We start from the raw sequence: 18360 nt of genomic DNA on the forward strand, positions 1-18360 counted from the left end.
TGACAGACTCTTCTCCGCTATGGACATATCCGGGACCCAGCTACGAGCCGTACGCGCGGCGCTGTTCACGTCACTCGTCGTGACGCTCAGCACCGCGTCGCACGTGCTGCTCTCCCGGGCGCCGTTGCCGCTGAACACGGTGGCCCTGCTCGCGGCCGCCATGTTCGTCCTCGCGTACGCCCTGGCCGGCCGCGAGCGCGGCTTCGGGCGGATCGCCGCCCTGCTGATCCCACTGGAGCTGGCCGCCGACACGATTCTCACCACCGGCCAGCACGTCTGTTACGGCAAGGCGGGCGGCCCGGTCGCCGGCCCGCTGGCCTCGGTCGGCTGGGACGTGCTGTGCGGCGACGGCACCCAGGTCGGCACCCCCCTGGCCCAGGTCACCGGCACCGACCCCGACAGGCTCGGCGGTCTCCTCGCCCACGCCGACCCGGCCACCGCCTGGCTGCTGCTCGGCGCGCACGTCTCGGTCGGCCTCCTGGCCGCCGCCTGGCTGCGCCGGGGCGAGCGGGCCCTGGCCCAGTTGCTGAGCGCGGTGACGGCGACCACGTTCCGCCCGCTGCTGCTGGCGGTCGCCGCGGTGACGGTGCGCCGGATCGCACCGGCCCGCCGCCTGCCGCGCCCCTCCGGCCGTACGGCCACCGCCCGCAGCCTCCTCCTCGTGCACTCCCTGGGACGGCGTGGACCGCCGTGCTCGCCCGCCTTCACGTGCGCGTGAACGGCGTCTGAGCACCACAGCCCACCCATACGTATCCCGCACACACACGTGTGCGTGTCCCCATGGAGATCACCAACATGAGCAAGCGGAACAGCCAGGCAGCGAAGTCGGCGGCCCGGGAGCGGCTGCGCGCCGAGCGCGAGCGCGAGGCCAAGCGGGCGAAGATCAGGCGGCAGATCATCGTCGCCTGTTCGGTCGTCGGCGTCCTGGCGGCGGCGGGCGGCATAGGCTACGCCGTCGTCCAGGCCAGCAAGCCCAGCCACTGGGAGGCGGTGAAGGACGAGAAGGTCGTCGCCCCGGCGCACACCACGGGCACGAACGGCACGACCGTCGTCATCGGCAAGGACAGCGCCAAGAAGACGCTCAAGGTCTACGAGGACCCGCGCTGTCCCGTCTGCGCCTCGTTCGAGCAGGCCGCCGGTTCGGTCGTCGACAAGGACATCGAGGCCGGCAAGTACAAGATGCAGTTCATCGGCGGCACGTTCCTCGACGGTGACCAGCTGAAGGACGGCAAGATCGGCGCCAACGCCGAGGGCTCCAAGAACGCGATGAGCGCCCTGGGCGCCGCGCTGAACGTGAGCACGGATGCGTTCCTCGAGTACAAGACCGCGATCTACTCGGCGAAGTACCACCCCGAGGAGACGGACGACAAGTTCAAGGACGACGACTACCTGATCGAGATCGCGAACACCGTCCCCGCTCTCAAGAACAACACCAAGTTCCAGAACGCCGTGAAGAAGGGCACGTACGACGCCTGGGCGCTGGCCATGTCGAAGGCCTTCGACACCAACAAGGACGGCGTGACGGGAACTCCCAGCTTCGTCATGGACGGCAAGCAGCTGAAGACCTCCGGCCCCAACCAGCCCTGGACGGCGGAGGAGTTCACCAACGCGGTGGACACGGCCCTCAAGGGCTGACGCCGGCCGGGAAGCCGGTCTTCGTATGAAAGGCGGGCGAACTTTCACGGGTTCGCCCGCCTTTGTTCATACCAGTCAGTAACCTGATCGGCTGTGACCAGTCGATACAGATCACCAGAGCAGCTCAACTCCCTTACCCCTCGCCGCCGTACGGTCGTCAAGGCCGCGGCGGCGACGGCTGTCCTGGCCGGCCCGCTCGCCGCCGCGCTACCCGCCCGGGCGGCCGAGCAGGCCCCGGCCTTCCTGCACGGCGTCGCCTCCGGCGACCCCCTGCCCGACGGCGTCCTGCTGTGGACCCGGGTGACACCGACCGCCGAGGCCGTACCCGGCTCCGGGCTCGGTCCGGACACCGAGGTCAGCTGGATCGTCGCCCGCGACAAGGCGTTGACGAACATCGTCGCCAAAGGCTCGACCACCGCGACCGCCGCCTCCGACCACACCGTCAAGGCCGACATACGCGGCCTGGAGCCGGCCACGGACTACTGGTTCCGCTTCTCGGCGGGCGGCACGGACTCCCCGGTGGCGCGTACCCGCACCGCGCCGGCGGCGAACGCGTCCGTGGCCGGTCTCCGCTTCGGCGTGGTCTCCTGCGCCAACTGGGAGGGCGGCTACTTCGCCTCGTACCGCCATCTCGCGGCCCGCGGCGACCTGGACGCGTGGCTCCACCTCGGCGACTACATCTACGAGTACGGCACCGGCGAGTACGGCACGCGCGGGACCGTCGTACGCCAGACCGCGCCCACCCACGAGATCCTCACGCTCGCCGACTACCGCGTCCGGCACGGCAAGTACAAGACGGACCCCGATCTGCAGGCCCTGCACACGAAGGCGCCCGTCATCGCGATCTGGGACGACCACGAAATCGCCAACGACGCCTGGTCGGGCGGCGCCGAGAACCACACCGAGGGCGCCGAGGGCACCTGGACGGCGCGTCAGGCCGCCGCCAAGCAGGCCTACTTCGAGTGGATGCCGGTGCGCCCGGCGATCGCCGGCACCACCTACCGCCGCCTGCGCTTCGGCAAGCTCGCCGACCTCTCCCTGCTCGACCTGCGCTCCTTCCGCTCGCAGCAGGTGAAGGTCGGCAACGGCGAGGTCGACGACCCGGACCGTACGCTCACCGGCCGGGCCCAACTGGACTGGCTGAAGGCGGGGCTGAAGTCCTCCGACACCACCTGGCGGCTGGTCGGCAACTCGGTGATGATCTCGCCGTTCGCGATCGGCTCCCTCACGGCGGACCTGCTCAAGCCGCTGGCCAAGCTGATGGGCCTGCCGCAGGAGGGCCTCGCCCTCAACCCCGACCAGTGGGACGGCTACACGGACGACCGCCGGGAGCTGCTCGCCCACCTGCGCTCGAACGCGATCCGCAACACCGTGTTCCTGACCGGCGACATCCACATGGCGTGGGCCAACGACGTGCCGGTGGACGCCGGCACCTACCCGCTGTCCGCCTCCGCCGCCACGGAGTTCGTGGTCACGTCGGTCACCTCGGACAACCTCGACGACATCGTCAAGGTCCCCGAGGGCACGGTCTCCGCGATCGCCGCGCCGATCATCAAGGCCGCCAACCGGCATGTCCACTGGGTCGACACCGACCGCCACGGCTACGGCGTCCTGGACATCACGGCCGAACGGGCGCAGATGGACTACTACGTCCTGTCCGACAAGACCAAGAAGGACGCGACCGCCTCCTGGGCGCGCTCGTACCGCACGCGCAGCGGGACGCAGAAGGTCGAACGGACGTACGACCCCGTCTGACGCAGCCGTACGACCCCGTCGAACGGCCTCTAGAGGGTTTCGAGGAAGCCGAGCGCCACCCGCCAGGTGGCCTCGGCGGCCTCCTCGTCGTAGTCCGGCAGATCGGGGTCGGTGAAGAGGTGGCCCGCTCCGGCGTATCTGTACACCTCCACGTCGGCGCCCGCTCTGCCCATCTGCAGATACCAGGCGCTCAGCCAGTCGTCCGTCTCGAACGGGTCCGGCTCGGCGACATGCAGCTGCACCGGCAGCTCGTCCACCGAGGCGCTCGCCGCGATGTCCGAGGTGCCGTGCAGGAGCAGCACCCCGCGCGCCTTCTCGTCGCCGAGCGCGAGGGTCTGCGCGATGGAGGCACCGAGTGAGAACCCGGCGTACACCAGGCCTCGCTCCGAGTAGGGCGCGGCGGCGAGCACGGCCCGCTTCAGCAGCTCGTCCTTGCCGATCCGGTCGTTGAACTCCATGCCTTCCTCGACCGTCTCGAACGTGCGCCCCTCGAAGAGGTCCGGCGTCCACACCTCGTGTCCGGCGGCGCGCAGCCGGTCCGCGGCCTGGCGCACCGCGGGCCTGAGGCCATAGGTCGAGTGAAAGAGCATGATGTTCATGAGGCCATGGTGCCAGCCGGGTACGACAACGCCGTGACCACCGCCTCACCCACGCACATGTTCATGACCCCCCTCGGCTGGTTACGTTCGGGGGATGGAGAACATACTCCGACCACTGATCGTGATCGGCGGCTCGGTGCTGCTCACCGTGATCATCGGGTGGGCCACCGACCGCCTGATGCGCAAGGCTGACGACCGGCACAGTGAGACCCCGCTGTGGGGTCTGCTGCGCCGCAGCCGCATCCCCTACCAGCTCGTTCTGTGCACGGCCCTGCTCAGAGCGTCGTACCACGAGGCCGATCTGCTGCCCGAGCACCGGGGCGCCGTCGGCCGGGTGCTGACGCTGGTGCTGATCGGGGCGACGGCCTGGCTGGCGATCCGGATCGCGGCGGCGGTCGTCGAGACCTCGTACAGCCGTTACGCCCGCGTCCACCGTGACGCGGCCCGGGTCCGGCGGGTGCGCACCCAGGTGACGCTGATCATGCGCGTGGTCTCGGCGGTCGTCGGCGTCGTGGCCGTCGCCGCGATGCTGCTGACGTTCCCGGCGTTCCGCGCGGCCGGCGCCTCGCTGCTGGCCTCGGCCGGCATCCTCGGCATCGTCGCCGGTGTCGCGGCCCAGTCCACGCTGAGCAACATGTTCGCCGGGTTCCAGATCGCCTTCGGCGACATGGTGCGCCTCGGGGACACCGTCGTGGTGGACGGCGAGTGGGGCACGGTCGAGGAGATCACGCTGACGTTCCTGACGGTGCGCACGTGGGACGAACGCCGGATCACGATGCCCGTGTCGTACTTCACCTCGAAGGCCTTCGAGAACTGGTCGCGCGGCGGTGCCCAGATGACCGGCACCGTCTTCCTCCACCTCGACCACTCGGCGCCGATGGAGAAGATGCGCGAGAAGCTCCGCGACATCCTGCGCGCGTGCCCGGCGTGGGACGGCCGCGACTACGGCCTGGTCGTCACGGACTCGACACCGAGCACCATGGAGGTGCGGGCCCTGGTCACGGCGAAGGACGCGGACGACCTGTGGACGGTCCGGGTCACCGTGCGCGAGCAGCTCATCGGCTGGCTGGCCGAGCGGCACCCGTACGCGCTGCCACGGGTCAACGCGACGGACGCGGCGCTGCCGCCGGGCTTCCCCGTCCCCGGTGCCGTGCCCGGCCGCGTCCCGGCCCGCCGCACGCACCAGCACGACCACCAGCCGACGGTGCGGCCGGAGCGCCCTTGACCGCTCCTGGCCGCCCCTGACCGCTTCCTGGCCGCCGCCGACCGACCGTGACCGGCTCAGTGGCCGCGCTCGGCCCCGCCGTTGACCTGGATGATCTGCGAGGTGATGTGCCCGGCGGCGTGGGACGCCAGCCAGTGCAGGGTCGCGGCGACGTCCCCCGGCGTGGCGGCCCGCCCGGTCGAGGTCTCCGCGACGAGCCGCTCGTGCCGCTCCCGGTCCATCGTGTCGCCGAAGAAGTCGGTGTCCTCGACATAGCCGGGCGCGACCACGTTGACGGTGATCCCGCGCGGCCCCAACTGCCGGGCGAGATCATGGGCGTACGGATGCAGCGCCGCCTTGGACGCCGCGTACGCCCCGCTGCCGGACCCCCGGAAGGCGGCGATGGAGCTGAGGAACAGCACCCGCCCGCCGGGGTCGGCGAGCCGGTCCTTCAACGCCTCGGTGAGCAGGGCCGCGGTCAGGGTGTTGAGGCCGAAGTTGAGGGTCCAGTTGTGCAGGACGACGTCGAGGGGTTCGTCGCTGTCCACCGTGGGCTCCAGGTAGCCGGCGCCTCCGGCGCTGTGGATCAGTACGTCCACGGTGCCGAACTCCGACGCCACGAACCGCTCCACGCCCCGCACGCCGCGCGGCTTGCTCAGATCCGCCGCATACGTGAGGGCCCCGCGCACACCGGCCTGCTCCAGCACCTCGGCGCGCCGCCCGAGCAGCAGCACCTGATCCCCGTCCGCCGCGAAGAGCTGCGCCGCCGCGAGCCCGATTCCTGTACCGCCACCACTGATGACAACGTTGCGAGCCATGATCCGACCCTACAAAGGGACGCCGCACATGCCTCGTCCGTTCACACGACTGCCATAAAGGTCACCGCAGACTACGCACGTCCAAATGCCGCAGTACCCGGTCCACCACCTCAGGGTCGGCCCCCGGCTCACTGCGCGCCGCCAGCACCTCGTGCCGGGCCGCGCTCAGCAGCTCGCCCTGGATTCGCCGCACCCGCTTCAGCCGCCGCACCCGCTGCTGATGGGCCTCCCTGCGCTCCTCCTCGCCCATCTCCGGGCTGATCCGCACCCCGATCTCGAACGCCCGCCGCAGCATCTGCTCGGACAGCTCCTCGGGCAGGTCCTCGACGGCCTCGATCTCCCTCAGCCTCCGCTTCGCCGCCTTGGCCGCCCGCACCGCCAGCTGCTTCTCGAACTCCTTCTCGCGCTCGCTGTCGGCCCGCACCCCGAGCCGCTTCACCAGCCACGGCAGGGTCAGCCCCTGCAGCACCAGCGTCGCCATGATCACCCCGAACGCGATGAACACGATCTCGTCCCGGTCGGGAAACGGGGCGCCCGAATCCGTCTCGAGCGGAATGGCCAGCGCCAGGGCGACCGAGGCGACGCCCCGCATCCCGGACCACCACATGACGACGGTCTCGCGCCAGCTCACCGGGATCTCCTCGTCGTAGTCCCGTTTCGCGTGCATCCGCTTGGTGAGCCAGGTCGCCGGCAGCAACCACAGCAGTCGCACCAGTACGACGACGCCGACCACCGCGGCCGCCCAGCCGAGCATCTCGTCCCACCGCCCGGACGCCGTCCGCACCGCGATGTGCAGTTCGAGCCCGATCAGCCCGAACGCGACGCCGGTGACCAGCGTGTCGACGATGTCCCAGAAGGTGTGCCCGGCGAGCCGTGTCATCACGTCGTCCGCGTCGGTGGCGTACTCGGCGAGGAACAGGGCGGTGACCAGCACGGCGAGCACACCGGAGCCGTGGAGCTCCTCGGCCATCACGTACGAGGCGTACGGCACGAGGAGCGTGAGCCCGATCTGCAGGGTCGGGTCCCCCAGCAGATCCATCAGCTTGTTGGCGCCCCACCCGAGAGCGAGCCCGACGGCCAGCGCCACCACGGCGGAGAGCACCAGATCCAGTCCGGCCTCCCACGGCGAGAAACTGCCGCTCACAGCGGCCGCGATCGCCACGTGGTACAGCACGATGGCCGTCACGTCGTTGAAGAGTCCCTCGCCCTCCAGGATGGACACCAGCCGCCGCGGCAGCCCGAGTTGCCCGGCGACGGCGGTCGCCGCGACCGGGTCGGGCGGCGCGACGAGCGCGCCCAGCGCCACGGCGGCGGCGAGCGGCAGCCCCGGCACGATCGCGTGGGCGACCGCGGCCACGCACACCGTCGTGACGAACACCAGCGCCACGGCCAGCAGAAAGATGGGCCGCACATTCGCCGCGAACTGCCGCCACGAGGTCCGCCGTACGGCCGCGTACAGCAACGGCGGCAACAGCAGCGGCAGAATCAGATCGGGCGGAATATCGACATTGGGAACGAACTCCAGCAGCGCGAGAACGATCCCGAGCAGCGTCATCAGCACCGGCGCCGGCAGCCCGACCCGGTCCCCCACCGGGACACTCACCACGGCCCCGAGCAACAGCACGAACAACAGGGCCAACTGATCCACGGTCAGCGCTCCGGTGACGTCGACGTCCACGAGACAGACCTCAAGCCTGCCAGGCCGCCCTTCTCACCAGCACGTACGGCCCCCTCGACTACAGAGCGCGCCGCATCGCCCGGTGCGGTATCCCCGCGTCGGGGAACTCCGGCCCGTACGCCGCGTACCCCAACCGCTCGTAGAAACCCAGCGCGTGCGTCTGCGCGTGCAGATCCACGGCCGCGAGCCCACGCGCGTGTGCCGCCTCCTCGATGGCCCGCACCAGCGCGACCCCGACGCCGAGCCCGCGCGCCGCCTTCGTCACCGCGAGCCGCCCCAGCGACGCCACCGACGGATCGCCGTCGACCTTGGCCGCGGCCGCCTCCCCGTGCAGCAGCCGCCCGGTGCCGAGCGGCACCCCGTCCGCCCGCACGGCCAGCACATGCACGGCCACGGCGTCGTACGCGTCGTACTCCAGGTCCTCGGGGACGCCCTGCTCTCCGACGAAGACCTCCTTGCGCACCGCGAAGCACATCTCACGGTCGGCGGGGTCCTCGGCGACCCGCACCGCATACGACGCGGACGGGGACGGCGAACTCACGCGTACGTCTCCTCGCGGACCTGGTCCAGGGCCTTCTGCAGGTCGGCCGGGTAGTCGCAGGCGAACTCCACCCACTGGCCGTCCCCGGGGTGCTCGAAGCCGAGACGTACGGCGTGCAGCCACTGGCGGGTCAGGTGGAGCCGCTTGGCGAGCGTGGGGTCGGCCCCGTACGTCAGGTCGCCCACGCAGGGGTGCCGGTGAGCGGCCATGTGGACGCGGATCTGGTGGGTGCGGCCGGTCTCCAGCTTCACGTCGAGCAGGGAGGCCGCGCGGAACGCCTCGATGAGGTCGTAGTGCGTGACGGACGGCTTGCCGTCGGCGGTGACCGCCCACTTGTAGTCGTGGTTGGGGTGGCGGCCGATGGGAGCGTCGATGGTGCCGCTGGTCGGGTCGGGGTGGCCCTGGACGAGCGTGTGGTACCGCTTGTCGACCGTGCGCTCCTTGAACTGGCGCTTGAGCGACGTGTACGCGTACTCGGACTTGGCGACGACCATCAGCCCGGACGTGCCCACGTCGAGCCGGTGCACGATGCCCTGGCGTTCGGCGGCACCGGACGTGGAGATCCGGTACCCGGCCGCGGCCAGCCCGCCGATGACCGTCGGACCGCTCCACCCCGGCGACGGGTGCGCGGCCACACCGACCGGCTTCACGATCACGACCACGTCATCGTCGTCGTGCACGATCTCCATGCCCTCGACCGGCTCGGCGACGACCTGCACCGGCGCCGGCGCCTGCGGCATCTCCACCTCCAGCCAGGCGCCGCCGTGCACGCGCTCCGACTTGCCGACCACCGACCCGTCGACCGTGACCTTCCCCGCGGCGGCGAGCTCGGCCGCCTTGGTCCGGGAGAAGCCGAACATGCGGGAGATGGCGGCGTCGACGCGCTCGCCCTCCAGGCCGTCGGGCACGGGCAGGGTACGGATCTCGGGAATCGTGCTCACCCGACGAGTATGCCGGACGGGGCCGACAGCCCCGTACGGAGCCTGTGGACAACCCCTGGCCGGCCCGGCCCGCCGGGGCCTCAGTCCTTGTGGACGGTCCCGTCGGGGTCCAGCCCCTTGAACGACAGCAGCACGATCAGGATGCCGCCGCACACGATCGCCGAGTCGGCCAGGTTGAACACGGCGAAGTGCTTGGGCGCGATGAAGTCCACGACCGCGCCCTCGAAGACGCCCGGCGAGCGGAAGATCCGGTCGGTGAGGTTGCCGAGCGCACCGCCGAGCAGCAGGCCGAGCGCGATCGCCCAGGGCAGGCTGTACAGCTTGCGGGCGAGCCGGGCGATCACCACGATCACGGCCGCCGCGATCACCGTGAAGATCACGGTGAAGGCCTCACCGAAGCCGAAGGCCGCGCCCGCGTTGCGGATCGCCTCGAACTTCAGCCAGTCCCCGATGACCTCGATCGGCGGGTGATGCTCCAGCTTGGCGACCACGATCATCTTGCTGATCAGGTCGAGGGCGTAGGCGAAGGCGGCAACCCCGAACAGCACGGCGATCCGACGCCTGCCCCGGGGCCGCTCGGCCGTGTCCTTCGCGTTCTCGTCGGACTGCTCCGGCTCGGCTCCCGCCGCCTCTGGGGTATCCGGCGTACCGATGATGCGCTCCGCCTCTGCCACGTGAGTCCTTCAACCTAGTTACCTGACTGAGGACGAGAGTACGACACGTCCGGCGGCACCCGGATACCGGTCAGTACCGTCGTTCTTGCTTCTGCTTGCACTCCACGCACAGGGTCGCGCGCGGGAAGGCCTGCATGCGCGCCTTGCCGATCGGGTTGCCGCAGTTCTCGCACAGTCCGTAGGTGCCCGCGTCGAGCCGCTCCAAGGCCCGCTCGGTCTGCGTGAGCATCTCGCGCGCGTTGGCGGCGAGCGCCAGCTCGTGCTCGCGCGTGATGTTCTTGGCGCCGGTGTCCGCCTGGTCGTCGCCGGCCCCGTCCCCGGAGTCCCGCATCAGACCGACCAGGGACTGCTCGGACGACGCGAGCTCCTCGCGCAGCCGCATCACCTCGGCCATCAGCTCGGCTCGTGCCTCCTCGACCTCCTCCGGGGTCCAGGGGTCCTCACCGGGGCGCACCGCGAGCTCGCCGGGCTCCACCGCCGCGGCGATGCGTGCCTTGGGAAGGGCGGTCTTCGCCGCCGTGGCCGTGCCAGGAGTCTTCTTCGCAACCACCGTCGTGGCTCCCGTCTGCTCCGCGGCCTGCGCCGCGCCCGCCTTCTTGGCCCTGCTCTCGGCGACCGCACTCTTCCCGGCCGCCCGCTCCGCGACCGCTTTCTTCCTGGCCGCGGCCCTCTTGGACGTGGTGCTCGTCCTGGACGTGCTCCTCTTGGCGGCGCTCGCCTCGGAGGCGCCCTGCACCACAGCACCGCGCCCCTCCCCACCCCTGCCGACGCCCTTGTCCCCGGCCGCCTTCTCTCCGGCCGTTTCCTTCCCGGCCGTTTCCTTCCCGGCTGCTTCCTTCCCGACGGCCACCTTCACGGCCACCTTCTTGGCGGCACCTTCCTTGGCCACGGCCTTCTTGGCCGCGCTACCCTTGGCCGCCTTCCTGGCCGCGCTTTCCTTGGGTGTCGCCTTCTTGGCCACCACCTTCTTCGCGACGGCCGTCTTCGCGACCGCCCTCTTCGCGACCGCTCTCTCCGCGGTCGCCTCTTCGGCCGCCGCCTCCTTGACTCCCTTGCCGCCGGGCCCGGCCTTCTTGGACCCGACCTTCTTGACGGCCGCTTTCGAGCCCGCCCTCTTCCCTGCCGCCTCCTCCGCCCCACCCCCGACCGGCCCCCGAACGGTCTTCACCGGCTTCCCGCCCCGCCCACCCGCGGAAGAACCTCCCCGCGCCCCCGTGGAACCACCCCGCGCACTCTTCTTCCCGCCCACATCCTTGGCCGCACCGCCGGAGGCACCGGCACCCGTACCGCCGGAGGCACTCGCATGGGTGGACCTGCCCGACGCCGACTGCTGTACGGCGGTCTTCTTCGCCACCATGCCGCGGCCCCTTCACATATTGTGATCTTGCTCGCGAATCGTGCTGGGACGATAAATCGACTTGAGTCCCGCGGCAACGGGGCACACCGCCCGATTCGCCCGCCTCGCGCATGCCGCGCGGCAGACCTGCATGCGTTGTGCCCAGCTCCCCGCCGGGTATGCAACCGAGCCGGACGTCCCAGAATCCGAACACGCGTACCGATCCATTCGGGTCATCCCGGCCGGTACAGCACCTCCGCTTTCGCTCCCCCGAAAATCCGGTCGGCCGCTGTCGGTGCGGCGCCGTACACTGGGCGGAGCGAAAAGCGTGGATGGGGACGAGTAGCGGCGTACGCAGCCCAGAGCGACCCGGGGACGGTGGAAGCCCGGGGGCGAGCGCGACGTGAAGATCACCCCGGAGCCGCCGGAAGAAAGCCGCAGCCGTACGGCAGTGGTCGGTAGACCCGGCATCGCGACCCCAATGAGGGGGTTCACCGACGCACACCCCGCGTCGGCGGGCCAAGGAGGGTGGTACCGCGGGAGCGCGCCGAAACCGGCGTACGGAAAGACACAGCTCTCGTCCCTCCGGACGGAAGGCAGCAAGTCCGCCGGAGGAAGCTCGCTGATGACAACGCCGACGTACCGCCAGGTACCCGCCCAGGTCGACCTGCCCGCGCTCGAGCACGCCGTGCTCGACTTCTGGCGCGAGCAGAAGATCTTCGCCAAGAGCCTGGAGCAGTCCGAGGGCCGCCCCGAGTGGGTGTTCTACGAGGGCCCGCCCACCGCCAACGGCATGCCCGGCGCCCATCACATCGAGGCCCGCGTCTTCAAGGACGTCTTTCCCCGCTTCCGCACCATGCGCGGCTACCACGTCGCCCGCAAGGCCGGCTGGGACTGCCACGGCCTCCCCGTGGAGCTGGCCGTCGAGAAGGAGCTCGGCTTCTCCGGCAAGCAGGACATCGAGGCGTACGGCATCGCCGAGTTCAACGCCAAGTGCCGCGAGTCCGTGACCCGGCACACCGACGCGTTCACCGACCTGACGACCCGCATGGGCTACTGGGTCGACCTCGACGACGCCTACCGCACGATGGACCCCGAGTACATCGAGTCGGTCTGGTGGTCGCTCAAGGAGATCTTCGACAAGGGCCTGCTGGTCCAGGACCACCGCGTCGCGCCCTGGTGCCCGCGCTGCGGCACCGGCCTGTCCGACCACGAGCTGGCGCAGGGCTACGAGACGGTCGTCGACCCCTCGGTGTACGTCCGTTTCCCCCTCACCTCCGGTCCGCTCGCCGGCGAAGCCGCGCTCCTGGTGTGGACGACGACGCCCTGGACCCTCGTCTCCAACACGGCCGTGGCCGCGCACCCCGAGGTCAGCTACGTCGTCGCGACGAACGGCGAGGAGAAGCTCGTCGTCGCCGAGCCGCTCGTCGCCAAGGCCCTCGGCGAGGGCTGGGAGACCACCGGCCAGACCTTCACGGGCGCCGAGATGGAGCGCTGGACGTATCAACGTCCGTTCGAGCTGGTCGAGTTCCCGGCACCGGCGCATTTCGTGGTCAACGCCGAGTACGTCACGACCGAGGACGGTACGGGTCTGGTCCACCAGTCCCCCGCCTTCGGTGAGGACGACCTCAAGGTCTGCCGCGCGTACGACCTGCCGGTCGTGAACCCCGTCCGCCCTGACGGCACCTTCGCCGAGGACGTGCCCCTCGTCGGCGGCGTCTTCTTCAAGAAGGCGGACGAAAAGCTCACCGAGGACCTCCAGCAGCGCGGTCTGCTCTTCCGGCACATCCCGTACGAGCACAGCTACCCGCACTGCTGGCGCTGCCACACCGCGCTCCTCTACTACGCGCAGCCGTCCTGGTACATCCGCACCACCGCCGTCAAGGACCGCCTCCTCCAGGAGAACGAGAAGACCAACTGGTTCCCGGACACGGTCAAGCACGGCCGCTTCGGTGACTGGCTGCAGAACAACATCGACTGGGCGCTCTCCCGCAACCGCTACTGGGGCACCCCGCTGCCCATCTGGCGCTGCGAGGACGACCACCTCACCTGCGTCGGCTCTCGTGCTCAGCTCACCGAGCTGACCGGCACCGACCAGTCGAACCTGGACCCGCACCGCCCGTACATCGACGACGTCACCTTCGCGTGCCCCCAGTGCGAGAAGACGGCCACGCGCGTGCCGGAGGTCATCGACGCCTGGTACGACTCGGGCTCCATGCCGTTCGCGCAGTGGGGCTACCCGCACAAGAACAAGGAGCTCTTCGAGAGCCGCTACCCGGCGCAGTTCATCAGCGAGGCCATCGACCAGACGCGAGGCTGGTTCTACACGCTGATGGCGGTCGGCACCCTGGTGTTCGACAAGTCGTCGTACGAGAACGTCGTCTGCCTCGGCCACATCCTCGCCGAGGACGGCCGCAAGATGTCCAAGCACCTGGGCAACACCCTGGACCCGATCCCTCTGATGGACCGGCACGGCGCCGACGCGGTCCGCTGGTTCATGGCGGCCGGCGGCTCCCCGTGGGCGGCCCGCCGCGTGGGCCACGGCACGATCCAGGAGGTGGTGAGGAAGACCCTCCTCACCTACTGGAACACCGTCGCCTTCCAGGCCCTGTACGCCCGCACCTCGAACTGGGCACCGTCCGCGGCCGACCCGGCCCCGGCCGACCGCCCGGTCCTGGACCGCTGGCTGCTGTCCGAGCTGCACGCGCTGACCGACCAGGTGACCCAGTCCCTGGAGGCGTACGACACCCAGCGCGCCGGCAAGCTGCTCTCGGCCTTCGTCGACGACCTGTCGAACTGGTACGTCCGCCGCTCCCGCCGCCGCTTCTGGCAGGGCGACAAGGCGGCGCTGCGCACCCTGCACGAGGTCGTCGAGACGGTGACCAAGCTGATGGCCCCGCTGACCCCGTTCCTCACCGAGCGGGTCTGGCAGGACCTGGTCGTGCCGGTCACCCCGGGCGCCCCGGAGTCGGTGCACCTGGCGTCCTGGCCGGAGGCGGACCTCACCGCCATCGACCCGGAGCTGTCGAAGCAGATGGTCCTGGTCCGCCGGCTGGTCGAGCTGGGCCGCGCCACGCGCGCGGAGTCGGGCGTGAAGACCCGCCAGCCGCTGTCCCGTGCCCTGGTGGCGGTCGCGGGCTTCGAGACCCTCGACCCCGAGCTGCACACGCAGATCACCGAGGAGCTGAACGTCTCGTCGCTGGCGTCGCTGTCCGAGGTGGGCGGCAGCCTGGTGGACACCACCGCCAAGGCCAACTTCCGCGCCCTGGGCAAGCGTTTCGGCAAGCGCGTCCAGGACGTCGCGAAGGCCATCGCGAACGCGGACGCGGCGGCGCTGTCCCTGGCCCTGCGCGAGGGCACGGCGTCGGTCGAGGTCGACGGCGAGACGGTCACCCTCGCTCCGGACGAGGTGATCATCACGGAGACCCCGCGCGAGGGCTGGTCGGTGGCCTCCGACTCGGGCGCCACGGTCGCCCTGGACCTGGAGATCACGGAGGAGCTGCGCCGCGCGGGCCTGGCCCGTGACGCGATCCGCCTGATCCAGGAGGCCCGCAAGAACAGCGGCCTGGACGTGGCCGACCGGATCGCCCTGCGCTGGACCGCTACGGACCCGGCGACGATCGCGGCGCTGGGCGAGCACGCCGAGCTCATCGCCGACGAGGTCCTCGCCACGGACTTCGCCCAGGGCGAGGCGGACGACACCTACGGCTCCCCGTTCACGGACGAGGGCCTGACCCTGACGTTCCGCCTGCGCAAGGCGTAAGCCCCAGCGGCACGCCGAAGGCCCGGCCCCTTCTGCAGGGTCGGGCCTTCGGTGCGTCATGGAGCCGCACAGCCCGCGGCCCGATCGAGTCGCACAGCCTGCGGGCAGTCGTGCCGCTGGGGCTCCCGACCCAAAGAAGGGCGGCACCCCGCCGACGCCGGGCTGCGCGACCCACCCGCGCCCAGCCCCCACCCCGCGCACATCGAAGGCCCGGGACGGCCAAGAAAATCTTGGCGGTCCCGGGCCTTCGGCGTTGTGTACGTCGGACACCGCACCCAACCCCCGAACAAACACCGCAAACCCCGTGAACACGCGTAGCAAAAGGGCGGGGCCCCGGATCGAAATCCGGGGCCCCGCCCTGAACGCTGCCGACGCCTAAGGCGTACTACCAACCGTCAGTTGTCGTCCTCGTCGATGAGGAACCCGCGCATCGGAGACGGAGCCTGGCCCATCGGGGACGGACCCTGCGGCCGGACCGGTGCCATGGGCTGGGTCATCGCCGGGGACATCTGCTGCTGACCGCCGTAGGACGGAGCAGCCGGAGACGGGGCGCCGCCCATCGTCTGGTTGCCGCCGTACGACGGGGCACTCGCGCCGGCCGGTGCCATGGAAGGCGCCGGGGACGGCGGGAGGGACGCCGTGGCCGGGGTGCGCGGCGGGGCGAGCGAGTCGTCCGACTGGGTCTCCAGCTGGCGCAGCTGGGACTCCAGGTAGGACTTCAGCCGCGTGCGGTACTCGCGCTCGAAGCCGCGCAGGTCCTCGACCTTGCGCTCCAGCGTGGCGCGGGCGGACTCCAGGGAGCCCATCGCGACACGGTGCTTCTCCTGCGCGTCCCGCTCCAGGGCATCCGCCTTGGCACGGGCGTCACGCTCGAGACCCTCGGCACGCGAACGCGCCTCGCCGACGATCTTGTTGGCCTCGGAACGAGCCTCGGCGATCGCCTGGTCGGCGGTCTGCTGGGCCAGCGAGAGGACACGGGCGGCGCTGTCGCCACCGGGGCCACCCTGACCCGGGCCGCCCATGGGGCCACCCATAGGACCGCCCATGGGGCCACCCATCTGCTGCTGCATCGGGGGCTGGCCCATCGGCCCCGGACCCTGGCCCATCGGGCCGGGACCCTGCGGGCCACCCTGACCGCCGGGACCGGCGGGCAGCTGCGGAGCACCGCTGGGCAGCTGGGGCGGGCCTCCCATGGGGCCACCCATCTGCTGCTGCGGCGGGCCCGATATGCCGGCGGGCACAGGAGCGCCGGGACCGCGCATGCCCTGCTGAGGCATGCCGCCCTGCTGCTGGTCCTGCGGGCCGCCGGGACCTTCCGGGGGCTTGCGCATGTTCTGCTGGTTCTGGGCAGCAGCACGGGTGGCCGCAGCCAGCTTGGCGCGCAGGTCCTCGTTCTCGCGGAGCAGGCGCGTCAGTTCGGCTTCGACCTCATCGAGGAAGGCATCGACCTCGTCCTCGTCATAGCCTTCTCGGAGGCGGACGGTCGTGAACTGCTTGTTCCGCACGTCCTCGGGGGTCAACGGCATCTCTTCACCTCAACGTAGTCGTCGGCAGTCGGCAAGACCGTATCTGTCACATCGCTCACATCGCGCTCCGCACGAGCGTGATCAGGATGTAGACGATGATCATCAGAACGAAGAAGGACAGGTCGAGCGCCACGCCCCCGAGACGCAGCGGCGGGATGACCCGCCGCAGAAGCTTGAGCGGTGGATCAGTGACAGTGTAGGTGGCCTCCAGAACGACCACCATCGCCTTGCCGGGTTGCCACGAGCGGGCGAACTGGAAGACGTAGTCCATGACCAACCGGAAGATGAGCACGATGAGGAAGACCATCAGCGCGATGTAGAGAACCTGCAAGACCACGCTCATGACTGGTGCTTCCCTCTCCCCTGTTCCGTGCGGTTGTTTCCGGTGGTGCGTCTCAGCTCTGGTTGAAGAACCCGCCCTCTGCGATACGGGCCTTGTCCTCCGCCGTGACATCGACGTTAGCAGGCGACAACAGGAACACCTTCTGCGTCACCCGCTCGATGCTGCCGTGAAGACCAAACACCAAACCGGCCGCAAAGTCGACAAGTCGCTTGGCGTCTGTGTCATCCATCTCAGTCAGATTCATGATCACCGGGGTGCCTTCACGGAAGTGTTCCCCGATGGTACGGGCCTCGTTGTAGGTCCGCGGGTGAAGCGTGGTGATCCGGTAAGGCTCTCGTTCCGACACGACCTTGGGCATGATCACCGGTGCGTTCTTCTCCAGGCTTGCGCGTTCTTGTGTGATGGATGCCACGGGCGCGATGCGCGCCGGACGGCTGGATTCCGCGGGTAGCGAAGTCGATCTGGCCACGGGTTCACGCGGCGCGGGCGGCTGCACGATTCGCACCTCTTCGTCCCTTTGGGACTGATGTGCGCTGTGCGACTGGTGCGACGGCTCGTGCCGTCGGTGGTCCCGCTCGGGCTCCGGGTCCAGTTCGGGCTCGAAGTCGTCGTCGGGGTCGAACCCCCGGCCGTCGTACCCATCGTCCTCCACGAGGCCGAGGTAGACCGCCATCTTGCGCATCGCGCCGGCCATTCTCTGAGTCCTCCGCTCTGTGGTGGATCGACTGACGACTGCCAAATGCCCGCGATCCACGCGGCCGTTACGCCACCTTTTTCGGCGACATTGACCATATTTTCTGCTGTGGTCCGACTTCCTGGCGACGTTACCCGAGCCTGGGGCGGACTCCGAGTACCGCAGTGCCGACGCGCACATGTGTCGCACCGGCCGCCACGGCCTCCTCGAGGTCCGCACTCATTCCCGCCGACACCATGTTCGCAGCCGGATGAGCTCGGCGCATGGCGGTCGACAAATCCATCAACCGCTCGAACGCCGCCTGTTGGCGCCCCGCGTACTCCCCGGTGAGCGGGGCGACGGTCATGAGCCCGTCGAGCCGCAGCCCCGGAGCCTTCACGACGAGGTCGGCCAACTCTTCGATCCCGCCCGGCGCCACACCACCCCTCTCACCCCTTGCGCGCTCTCCCGCATCCAGCGCGACCTGGATGAGGCAGCCCACTTCGCGCTCCTGCCGTACGGCCTCCTTCGACAGGGCCGTCACCAGCTTGGAACGATCGACGGACTGCACGAGATCCGCGTAACCGACCACAGATCGCACTTTGTTGGTCTGCAACTGGCCGACGAAATGCCACACAAGGGGCAGATCCGAGCATTCGGCGGCCTTCGGCGCCGCGTCCTGATCGCGGTTCTCGGCGACGTGTCGCACACCGAGTTCCGACAGGATCCGCACATCGCTCGCCGGGTACGTCTTGGTGACCACGATCAGGGTCACCTCCTCGCGGCCGCGCCCGGCGGCCGCGCAGGCGGCGGCGATCCGGTCCTCCACTTTCGCCAGGTTCGCGGCGAGTTCGTCCTTACGGTCCGTCATGTC

16 protein-coding genes are annotated in these 18360 nt (G+C 70.1%); 5 read left to right on the forward strand and 11 right to left on the reverse strand.

Features of this window, described 5'->3' with window-relative positions:
• Nucleotides 1-19: 19 nt before the first annotated feature.
• The 3 genes from ACIREI_RS04315 (at nucleotide 20) to ACIREI_RS04325 (ending at nucleotide 3390) form a co-directional block, all read left to right on the forward strand.
• Complete coding sequence (locus ACIREI_RS04315; RefSeq protein WP_403327213.1) at nucleotides 20-718, forward strand: hypothetical protein; 699 nt, start codon at nucleotides 20-22, stop codon at nucleotides 716-718.
• A gap of 77 nt (nucleotides 719-795) precedes the next feature.
• A complete protein-coding gene (locus ACIREI_RS04320; protein WP_403327215.1) occupies nucleotides 796-1635 on the forward strand; it encodes a thioredoxin domain-containing protein in 840 nt (279 codons plus the stop codon).
• Between the two features lie 93 nt (nucleotides 1636-1728).
• Nucleotides 1729-3390 carry an alkaline phosphatase D family protein gene (locus tag ACIREI_RS04325; RefSeq protein WP_403327217.1) on the forward strand — a complete coding sequence of 554 codons (1662 nt, stop codon included), beginning with the start codon at nucleotides 1729-1731 and terminating at the stop codon, nucleotides 3388-3390.
• Between the two features lie 29 nt (nucleotides 3391-3419).
• Here the strand turns inward: ACIREI_RS04325 and ACIREI_RS04330 are convergent, their stop codons facing one another.
• On the reverse strand, nucleotides 3420-3989 hold the full coding sequence (locus tag ACIREI_RS04330) for a dienelactone hydrolase family protein (protein ID WP_403327219.1): 570 nt from the start codon (nucleotides 3987-3989) through the stop codon (nucleotides 3420-3422).
• A 94-nt stretch (nucleotides 3990-4083) separates the two neighbouring features.
• Between ACIREI_RS04330 and ACIREI_RS04335 the strand changes: the two genes are divergently transcribed.
• The gene (locus ACIREI_RS04335; protein WP_403327221.1) at nucleotides 4084-5214 is read left to right on the forward strand and encodes a mechanosensitive ion channel family protein; all 1131 of its coding nucleotides are present in this window, start codon (nucleotides 4084-4086) and stop codon (nucleotides 5212-5214) included.
• A 56-nt stretch (nucleotides 5215-5270) separates the two neighbouring features.
• Here ACIREI_RS04335 and ACIREI_RS04340 read toward each other — a convergent pair whose 3' ends face one another.
• From ACIREI_RS04340 to ACIREI_RS04365, 6 genes are all read right to left on the reverse strand, one after another.
• Nucleotides 5271-6011 (reverse strand): SDR family NAD(P)-dependent oxidoreductase, encoded by a 741-nt coding sequence (locus tag ACIREI_RS04340; protein WP_403327223.1) that lies wholly within the window; start codon nucleotides 6009-6011, stop codon nucleotides 5271-5273.
• A 61-nt stretch (nucleotides 6012-6072) separates the two neighbouring features.
• Nucleotides 6073-7659 carry a Na+/H+ antiporter gene (locus ACIREI_RS04345; RefSeq protein ID WP_403328035.1) on the reverse strand — a complete coding sequence of 529 codons (1587 nt, stop codon included), beginning with the start codon at nucleotides 7657-7659 and terminating at the stop codon, nucleotides 6073-6075.
• An 88-nt stretch (nucleotides 7660-7747) separates the two neighbouring features.
• Nucleotides 7748-8164, reverse strand: a complete 417-nt coding sequence (locus tag ACIREI_RS04350; RefSeq protein WP_403328036.1) for a GNAT family N-acetyltransferase — start codon at nucleotides 8162-8164, stop codon at nucleotides 7748-7750.
• A gap of 62 nt (nucleotides 8165-8226) precedes the next feature.
• Nucleotides 8227-9171, reverse strand: a complete 945-nt coding sequence (locus tag ACIREI_RS04355) for an RluA family pseudouridine synthase (protein WP_302001387.1) — start codon at nucleotides 9169-9171, stop codon at nucleotides 8227-8229.
• A gap of 80 nt (nucleotides 9172-9251) precedes the next feature.
• Nucleotides 9252-9845 carry a signal peptidase II gene (lspA, locus tag ACIREI_RS04360; protein ID WP_403327225.1) on the reverse strand — a complete coding sequence of 198 codons (594 nt, stop codon included), beginning with the start codon at nucleotides 9843-9845 and terminating at the stop codon, nucleotides 9252-9254.
• Nucleotides 9846-9915: 70 nt separating this feature from the next.
• Nucleotides 9916-11202, reverse strand: coding sequence for a TraR/DksA family transcriptional regulator (locus tag ACIREI_RS04365; protein ID WP_403327227.1), 1287 nt, complete (start codon nucleotides 11200-11202; stop codon nucleotides 9916-9918).
• Between the two features lie 604 nt (nucleotides 11203-11806).
• Here ACIREI_RS04365 and ileS point away from each other — a divergent pair.
• Nucleotides 11807-14944 (forward strand): isoleucine--tRNA ligase, encoded by a 3138-nt coding sequence (gene ileS, locus ACIREI_RS04370; RefSeq protein WP_403327229.1) that lies wholly within the window; start codon nucleotides 11807-11809, stop codon nucleotides 14942-14944.
• A 395-nt stretch (nucleotides 14945-15339) separates the two neighbouring features.
• On the opposite strand, the gene ACIREI_RS04375 is transcribed toward ileS, so the two are convergent.
• The 4 genes from ACIREI_RS04375 to ACIREI_RS04390 all read right to left on the reverse strand — a co-directional run bounded on the left by ACIREI_RS04375 (nucleotide 15340) and on the right by ACIREI_RS04390 (nucleotide 18357).
• Nucleotides 15340-16470, reverse strand: coding sequence for a DivIVA domain-containing protein (locus ACIREI_RS04375; RefSeq protein ID WP_403327231.1), 1131 nt, complete (start codon nucleotides 16468-16470; stop codon nucleotides 15340-15342).
• Nucleotides 16471-16525: 55 nt separating this feature from the next.
• Nucleotides 16526-16813 (reverse strand): YggT family protein, encoded by a 288-nt coding sequence (locus tag ACIREI_RS04380; RefSeq protein WP_004001943.1) that lies wholly within the window; start codon nucleotides 16811-16813, stop codon nucleotides 16526-16528.
• A 52-nt stretch (nucleotides 16814-16865) separates the two neighbouring features.
• Nucleotides 16866-17507, reverse strand: coding sequence for a cell division protein SepF (locus ACIREI_RS04385; RefSeq protein WP_031483359.1), 642 nt, complete (start codon nucleotides 17505-17507; stop codon nucleotides 16866-16868).
• 130 nt (nucleotides 17508-17637) lie between these two features.
• Entirely contained in the window at nucleotides 17638-18357 is a 720-nt protein-coding gene (locus tag ACIREI_RS04390; RefSeq protein WP_403327234.1) for a YggS family pyridoxal phosphate-dependent enzyme, read from the reverse strand.
• Between the last annotated feature and the right edge of the window lie 3 nt (nucleotides 18358-18360).

Origin of the sequence: Streptomyces sp. NPDC093591, assembly GCF_044764885.1 — a bacterium.
Lineage (GTDB): Bacteria > Actinomycetota > Actinomycetes > Streptomycetales > Streptomycetaceae > Streptomyces.

What these genes read in the sequence shown, in the direction of transcription:
- ACIREI_RS04315 (WP_403327213.1), top strand. Translation starts at nt 20, where the DNA reads ATGGACATATCCGGGACCCAGCTACGAGCCGTACGCGCGGCGCTGTTC.
- ACIREI_RS04320 (WP_403327215.1), top strand. Translation starts at nt 796, where the DNA reads ATGAGCAAGCGGAACAGCCAGGCAGCGAAGTCGGCGGCCCGGGAGCGG.
- ACIREI_RS04330 (WP_403327219.1), bottom strand. Translation starts at nt 3,989, where the DNA reads ATGAACATCATGCTCTTTCACTCGACCTATGGCCTCAGGCCCGCGGTG.
- ACIREI_RS04335 (WP_403327221.1), top strand. Translation starts at nt 4,084, where the DNA reads ATGGAGAACATACTCCGACCACTGATCGTGATCGGCGGCTCGGTGCTG.
- ACIREI_RS04340 (WP_403327223.1), bottom strand. Translation starts at nt 6,011, where the DNA reads ATGGCTCGCAACGTTGTCATCAGTGGTGGCGGTACAGGAATCGGGCTC.
- ACIREI_RS04350 (WP_403328036.1), bottom strand. Translation starts at nt 8,164, where the DNA reads ATGTGCTTCGCGGTGCGCAAGGAGGTCTTCGTCGGAGAGCAGGGCGTC.
- ACIREI_RS04365 (WP_403327227.1), bottom strand. Translation starts at nt 11,202, where the DNA reads ATGGTGGCGAAGAAGACCGCCGTACAGCAGTCGGCGTCGGGCAGGTCC.
- ileS (WP_403327229.1), top strand. Translation starts at nt 11,807, where the DNA reads ATGACAACGCCGACGTACCGCCAGGTACCCGCCCAGGTCGACCTGCCC.
- ACIREI_RS04375 (WP_403327231.1), bottom strand. Translation starts at nt 16,470, where the DNA reads ATGCCGTTGACCCCCGAGGACGTGCGGAACAAGCAGTTCACGACCGTC.
- ACIREI_RS04380 (WP_004001943.1), bottom strand. Translation starts at nt 16,813, where the DNA reads ATGAGCGTGGTCTTGCAGGTTCTCTACATCGCGCTGATGGTCTTCCTC.
- ACIREI_RS04385 (WP_031483359.1), bottom strand. Translation starts at nt 17,507, where the DNA reads ATGGCCGGCGCGATGCGCAAGATGGCGGTCTACCTCGGCCTCGTGGAG.
- ACIREI_RS04390 (WP_403327234.1), bottom strand. Translation starts at nt 18,357, where the DNA reads ATGACGGACCGTAAGGACGAACTCGCCGCGAACCTGGCGAAAGTGGAG.